Origin of the sequence: Paraburkholderia sp. SG-MS1 (assembly GCF_012275575.1) — a bacterium.
Taxonomy (GTDB): domain Bacteria; phylum Pseudomonadota; class Gammaproteobacteria; order Burkholderiales; family Burkholderiaceae; genus Paraburkholderia.
The window spans coordinates 55,821-62,738 of record NZ_NPIH01000246.1; the positions used below are offsets into that span (position 1 = coordinate 55,821).

Genomic DNA, 6,918 nt, shown 5'->3' on the forward strand with positions numbered 1-6,918 from the left:
CGCAAACCTGGCGATAAAGATGGCGCGAATCATCCGTTTGCCTGCTTTTGTCAAAAGTCCGAGATTGAATTTCTGAATAACCGCATCAGCGCCGGTCTTACGCGGCGCGGCTTTGTCACCGGCATGGCCGCCTCCGCGTTGATGCTCATTTTGCCGAAACTCGCGAGTGCGCAGACCGCGCCTCCACCTGCGAATCCAACTCGCCCTATTCTCTTCACGAATTTTCGTCTATTCGACGGAAAAGCCACCACCTTGCATGACGGGCTCTTTCTGCTCGTGGACGGCAATCGCATTCGCACGCTGACTCAGAGCAAACCTGCCGTTCCCGACGGCACCCAGGTGATCGACTGCGGCGGCCGGGTCGTGATGCCGGGCCTGATCGACATGCACTGGCATACGATCATCGCCGCATTGCCGCTCCCGGTCGTGCTGACCGCCGATATCGCCTACGTGCATCTCGCCGCAAGCGCCGAAGCCGAGCGGACGCTGATGCGCGGCTTCACTACGGTGCGCGATGCGGGCGGCCCGGCGTTCGCCTTGAAACAGGCGATCGACGAGGGCCTCATCTCGGGTCCGCGCATTTACCCTTCCGGCGCGATGATCACCACCACCGGCGGTCACGGCGATTTCCGCTCGCTGACGGATCTGCCGAGATCGGGCGCCAGGATCAGCAGCTCCGAGCAGACGGGGGGCAGCATCGTCGCAGATAACGCCGATGAAGTTCGCCTGCGCGTGCGCGAGCAGTTCCTGCAAGGCGCATCGCAGATCAAACTGGTGGGCAGTGGCGGCGTCTCCACCCCGCGCAGTCCGCTGGACATGCTCACTTTCACGGAGCCTCAATTACGCGCGGCCGTCGAAACCGCCGCGGATTGGGGCACCTACGTGATGGTGCATGCTTATGTGCCGCATGCAGTTCAGCGAGCAATCGCAGCCGGTGCCCAGTGTATCGAGCATGCTCATCTGATGGACGATGCGACGGCGAGTCTGATGGCGAAGAACGGCACCTGGTTGAGCATTCAACCGTTCGTCAGCGAAGAAGACACGGTGCCGTTGAGCGGTCCTAGCCGGGAGAAGATGCTCGCCGTTTTCGCAGGCACCGACAATGCTTATACGCTTGCCAAGAAGCACGGAATCAAAACGGCATTCGGCTCGGACCTGCTGTTCTCACCCGCACTCACCAGGCGTCAGGGCACGATGTTGACGCACCTGCTGCGCTGGTACAGCGCCGCCGAAGCGTTAAAAATGGCCACGGGGGCCAATGGCCAGTTGCTCGAACTCTCCGGTCCGCGCAATCCGTATCCGGGCAAGTTGGGGGTGATCGAAGAAGGCGCGTTTGCCGATCTGCTGCTGGTCGACGGCAATCCGCTCGAGAACCTCGCGCTCGTCGCCGATCCGGCCAGGAACCTGCTCGTCATCATGAAGGACGGGAAAATCTATAAGAACACGCTCAACGCGTGAGAACTCGCCAATTGCGCGGCAGTCTTTGGCGCAATTGGTGAGGCCTGCCCGACCGCAGCAATCAGCAATCAGAACCGCCGGAAGTCCCGGTCACGCAAAGGATCTGGCGTGCGTAGCGTTTCACGCAACACGCCGCTGGTGTCGAACGAGAAATTGAACATCAGATGCGTGATGTTGTTCTCCACGTAACGATACGACCACACTTCCCGTTGTGACAGACGGAAAAATGCGGTCTGCGCGGGCTGGCCGAAATTGATCAGTACGTCTTCACGTGTCCATGTGCCGATCACTGCACGATTGAATTCTCTGATCTGCAATACCTGGCGTACGTTCACGATCTGGCCGGATGAATCGATGTCGGCAGCGACTGTCGTCGTGCCCATCGGTTGGGTCGGCCACATGAGACGGCGGCCGCCGTCCGGTAGTTGATGGATTTCGCGAGGCGGTCCCATGCGGGCAATGATCGCAGACTGATCCTGGCCCGCATGGAATTGCTGCCACGGCTGTACGCACCCTGCCAGCGTCAGCGCCGCGACGCAGATCACCGCCGCGCGGCGCAAAGGCGTGGATCGCCGCGCCGCCGGCGCGACGCAATCGACAACACGAGCAGAGCGGGTGAGCATGGATTCCTCCAGTTACGTCGCGTAGTGCATTGAATGCACCTGAAATCTCAGCGTCGCCGATTTCATCCGCACGTCACCTTCACGCCGTACTCGTGTTTCGAGGTGACGCCATTGGCGAAGCTCGAAGCCTTGGGTATCGCCGATTACTGCACCAGCCGCGCTCGCAGGCGCGCGTGCTCCTCTGCCGAAATCGATCCCGCCGCTTTCAGCCGGTCGAGTTTTTCCAGTTCGTCCGCGGCGCTGAAGCCCACCACCTGACGCAGGTCTTCGCGAGCCTGTTTGGCGCGCGCCTGATCGCGCTCGGCCATGCCCCGGCCTTGTGTCAACAGATAAGCGAATATGCCGATATAAGGCAGGATGATAAGCAGGATGACCCAGCCGACTTTCCCTAAACCGGAGACATCACTGCGGCGGAACAGATCGCCCGATACCGTGATGAGCAACCAGAACCACAGGATAAACATGAAAACGGAAAAGACGTCGGCCAGAAAATTCGGGAATGTAAAACCACCGTTAAAAAGCATTTCTTGTTCTCCAGTCATTCGAATTACGATTGAAAGGCATAACAGCTATCCACGTATGGTCGCTCGCTATGGACGGCTTACGCGGTCGGCACAGTAGCGCTGGCAATTTACCATGAGAGCAGGTCAATCGTTCAGGTCTTTCTCGACGAATGGTATGAACTTGCGCGCGTGGTGGAGACAACAGGTGGAAGCCGCTCGCTGGTCTTTCAGCAGGTATTGCATGGAGATCGAACGCGCGCAGCCGGGAAACATTGCGCCGCACTGGGTCGACGGGGCGTAACGATATGCGCGTTTCATCATCGTCCTCCTGTTCTCCCGCTTGATGCCTGCCCGTTTAAGCTTTATAACTTATATCGGTATGCTGACGGGTAATTTTTCAAAGGCGCGAGTACATTGCGTCGCTGCTGTGAATGCCGATAAGGCTAGTTGCGCTCCCCTCCCCAGATGCTGGCATACTTCCCGACGTTGCGCACCACGATTACGCATCGCCCGGCGAGCCGCTATCAATGAACATCTTCGATGTACAGAAGATCGACTGGCATAAGCCTATCTTCGATCCCGTACGTTTTCCTATCGAACCGGCACTGTCTCAGGCGATCGACGATTCAGCAGCGACAATGTCGGGCACATGCATCGGGAGTCCGAATGCGCTGATGCTGGCTGGGACGACAACGTCAAAAAAGCGCGCGGCGGCTCGGGCGTTGAATCGGCGGTCGGAATAGCTCACAGCAAACAGGCCGATAGCGCGTAGCCGTTGCACTGAAAGTGCCGGTTCGCCTCTATCCAGCGTCGTTCTGCAGATACTTATGAACGAACGCAATCGCCATACTGCCCTCCCCCACCGCGGACGCAACGCGTTTAACCGGACTCAGCCGCACGTCGCCGCAGGCAAACACACCCGGCACACTCGATTCGAGCAAATAGGGATCGCGGCTTCGAGACCAGCGTCCGGCCTTCACGACATCGTCGCCGGTGAGCACATAGCCGCGCGCATCGCGTGCGATTCCCTCGGGCAACCAATCGGTCTGCGCATCGGCGCCGATGAACACGAACAACCCGCCGCAATCGTGCCGGCTCACTTCTGCGCTGAGCGCACTGCGCACATCGATCGCCGTCAGATGCGTATCGCCGTACGCGCCGACAACTTCCGCCCGCAATTGCACCTTCACGTTGGACTTGCCGCGAAGCTGCTCGACAAGGTAGCGCGACATGCTCTTCTCGAGCGAATCGCCGCGCAGAACAAGCGTCACCATGCGCGCGTGATTGGCGAAATACAAAGCAGCCTGGCCAGCCGAGTTGCCCCCGCCGATCAGATAAACGTCGAGCCCGTGCGTGGCGCTCGCTTCGCTGCGTGACGCACCGTAGTAAATGCCTTTGCCGATGAAACGGTCGAAGCCATCGATCATCAGACGCCGCCACGTCACGCCGGTCGCGAGAATGATCGTCTTCGCGCCAATCACGTCGCCGCCGTCGAGATGAACCTGTCGATTGTCGACATCGATTCGAGCCACCGAGCGCGTCACCAGAATCTCGGCGCCGAGGCGCCTCGCCTGCTGCAATGCACGGCTTGCGAGTTCGTCGCCGGACACGCCGTTCGGAAAACCCAGGTAATTCTCGATACGCGACGATGTCCCGGCCTGCCCGCCCGGCGCTTCGCGCTCCAGCACCACCGTGCGCAGGCCCTCGGACGCGCCGTATACCGCCGCGGCAAGACCGGCCGGCCCGCCGCCGATGATCATCGTGTCGTATTCGGCAAGGCGGGGCTGCGTTTGCAGGCCCAGCAACTCCGCCAGCTCGCGTGTCGCGGGCCGGTTCAGCACGGTGCCGTCGACCAGCCGCAGCGCGGGACAGTCCTCTTCTGCCGGAACGAGCCCCGGCCAGCGCGCCGCCAGCTCGGACGCGTCCACCGCGATCCAGTCGTAGCTGATCTGGTTGCGGGCAAGAAACTGACGCAGCGCCGTGCAGGCGCCGTCCCAGCGGCTGCCGACCATCGTCACGCGAATCTTGGGCGGTTCGGCGGAAAGGCCCTGCAAACCGCCGATGCGCTCGCGTGCGAGCGCACCCATCTTCAGCGCAACGTCGGGCGACGCGGCGGCCAGCTGATAGTAGCGCTGTGCGTCCACACGCATCACACGCGAGGGCTCCGCTGCCCGATAGGCGCCCGGAAACGGCGAACTCAGCGCGAGCGGCACTTCGCCGAAGAGCGTACCCGGCAAGCGCCAGCCGAGCGTGCGCTCGACGCCGTCGAAGGTCTTGATAACTTCCATCTTGCCCGCGAGAACGACATACAGCGCGCGCTCGCCGCCTTCATGAACCGCGAACTCACCGGCGCACAGATGGAGATCGGCGGACGTATGCGCGAGATGCGCCAGTTCGTCGTCATCGAGGGTGGCGAACAGGGGCACAGTGCGGATGTCGTCGATGGTCAGCATGGTTTCGTCCAACGGGCAAGTGAAGTGAAGGCCGGACCTGGCGATGGGTCCGCAGCGGCCACGACGCAGTAAAGCTTCCCCCCAACCGATACTGCTGAACTAGTTATATGACCGCATACCGCAAGCAACGCCGCGCGGCAAACCTTGGCTGATCGCCACACAATCATCGCGACCTTCGCACCAACTCGTCAGGATCGCAAAGGAAAGATCAGTTTCGCCGCTGCCAGCCCGAGCGCGCCGCCAAGGAGCGTCTCCCATGCGCGGGCGGCGAGCAGCGAAATCGAATGCTCACCGCCGATCGCCAACGTCACGATCAGCGTGAAGGCGAATGCGCCGGAGGCGATGTCGTAGCGCTCGGGCAGCGCCATCGCGTAGACGATCATCGCGAGCGCGGCGGCAGCCCAGGCCAGCAACGGCGCGTGCTCGACGAGCGGCAAACACACGAGACCCAGCGGAACGCCGATCAAGGTGCCGATGATCCGCCGACGCACCCGCGCCGCCGTGCCGCTCGCCGATCCCGCGACGACATAGGTGCACGCGGTGATCGCCCACGCCGATTCCTTGAGACCGATCGCCTCGTTCAAGGCCACGACGATCAACGCGCCGCTTGCCGCCTGCAAGCCCATGATCAGTTCGGGCGCGAGTGCCCAACGGCCCGGCATGTCGACGGGTGACAGCACGGTGGTCGCCGGACGCTCAGCCGGGCCGCTGAGCATGCGCGGAACGATCGATGCGAGCATCGCGATCAGTGCAGCGACGAAGACCGCCGGCAGGTCCACGGGCGTCAGATGCGCGCCGTAGGCAAGCAATTGCCCGATGTAGACCTGCGAGCCGATTCCCGCCCCGAGAATGCCGAAACGCTTCAGATAGCCGACGAGGAACGCTCCCGTCACGAGCGTCAGTTCGGGGCCCGCGCTCGCAAGAGCCTGCAGGAGCGGCGCAAAGCCGATGAACATTGCCGCGCCCAGTGCGGCCGCGGCGCACAGAAGCGTCAGATCCCGGCTGGATTCGGGCCGCGTGAGCCGCGCCTCCGACACGCTTGCCCACAGCGCGAAACCAGCGGCCAGCGACCCGACGGACATCGCGCCGGGCAGATTGTGCATGATGTCCTGTAACGTCCCGAGCGCGGCGGCAATGCCGTAGGCGGTGACGAGCCGCAGGCCCTTGATCCGGCGATGCGTACCGGGATCGACCTGTTCCAGCCACGTGACGGCCGATCCGAAGGCCGTGAACTTGCGGCGGGTATGAGCCGGTTCGGCCCGGACGCAATCGCACGACGTGCCATTCGCGTGGTCGGCGCTGCCCGGTCGTTCGTTATCCTCGGGGATCGATTTTTGATTCACAGGCGTGTGCGTCGAATGGAAGTACTCGTGCGGCCAATGTCCGCGTGATACGCGCTTCAGCCGTCAGGCGAAAGCGGCTCGCGAGCCTAATGATCCACAGCCAGCGCTTTCAGGCGGGCCTCGCCCGCGTCTTTCGCGGCGGCGCGCGTTTCGTACGTACCGTCCGATACGAGCGAGCGTTTCACTTCACGGCTCTTGAAGTCGACCAGCGTAATCACCCACACGTACGCGCCAGTCTGCTCGGCTGTTTGTACGAAAGCCTGCACGTCGCTTGTGTTGTCCGCATTCATCTTGATCTCCGAAGAGGGTCACGCGAGAACCGATTGCGCCAGCCCCTGTGCCAGCCGGCTAATTATGGGAGCCGACCAATAATCGAACCGATTTCATCTTTGGTGAAGGCGCGCATTGTCTGCGTGCGGACATTGCCCGCCGAGCCCAATGCCAGACCAAAAGCGGTGAAGCTTTGATCGTCGGCGGCGTCGATGACCGTGACAATGTCATATTCACCCAACGTCCAGTAGATCTCTTTCATCTCGCA

At 61.9% G+C, this 6,918-nt stretch carries 8 protein-coding genes; 2 read left to right on the plus strand and 6 right to left on the minus strand.

The annotated features are described in order from the left end of the window. Positions 1-252 precede the first annotated feature (252 nt). A complete protein-coding gene (locus CIC12_RS24785) occupies positions 253-1,458 on the plus strand; it encodes a metal-dependent hydrolase family protein (protein WP_238812878.1) in 1,206 nt (401 codons plus the stop codon). A gap of 68 nt (positions 1,459-1,526) precedes the next feature. Here CIC12_RS24785 and CIC12_RS24790 read toward each other — a convergent pair whose 3' ends face one another. Beyond that, positions 1,527-2,081 (minus strand): hypothetical protein, encoded by a 555-nt coding sequence (locus CIC12_RS24790; protein WP_238812879.1) that lies wholly within the window; start codon positions 2,079-2,081, stop codon positions 1,527-1,529. Between the two features lie 143 nt (positions 2,082-2,224). Beyond that, positions 2,225-2,623, minus strand: a complete 399-nt coding sequence (locus CIC12_RS24795; RefSeq protein ID WP_238812881.1) for an SHOCT domain-containing protein — start codon at positions 2,621-2,623, stop codon at positions 2,225-2,227. Between the two features lie 488 nt (positions 2,624-3,111). Here CIC12_RS24795 and CIC12_RS24800 point away from each other — a divergent pair, with 488 nt between their 5' ends. After that, complete coding sequence (locus tag CIC12_RS24800; protein ID WP_168667927.1) at positions 3,112-3,327, plus strand: hypothetical protein; 216 nt, start codon at positions 3,112-3,114, stop codon at positions 3,325-3,327. A gap of 57 nt (positions 3,328-3,384) precedes the next feature. Here CIC12_RS24800 and CIC12_RS24805 read toward each other — a convergent pair whose 3' ends face one another. The 4 genes from CIC12_RS24805 to CIC12_RS24820 form a co-directional block, all read right to left on the minus strand. After that, on the minus strand, positions 3,385-5,037 hold the full coding sequence (locus tag CIC12_RS24805) for an FAD-dependent oxidoreductase (RefSeq protein ID WP_168667929.1): 1,653 nt from the start codon (positions 5,035-5,037) through the stop codon (positions 3,385-3,387). A gap of 188 nt (positions 5,038-5,225) precedes the next feature. Next, entirely contained in the window at positions 5,226-6,380 is a 1,155-nt protein-coding gene (locus CIC12_RS24810) for an FUSC family protein (protein WP_446728035.1), read from the minus strand. 86 nt (positions 6,381-6,466) lie between these two features. Further along, positions 6,467-6,670, minus strand: coding sequence for a hypothetical protein (locus CIC12_RS24815; RefSeq protein WP_168667931.1), 204 nt, complete (start codon positions 6,668-6,670; stop codon positions 6,467-6,469). Positions 6,671-6,732: 62 nt separating this feature from the next. Continuing rightward, positions 6,733-6,918: GYD domain-containing protein (locus CIC12_RS24820; protein ID WP_168667933.1), on the minus strand; the 186-nt coding region annotated here is incomplete at its 5' end.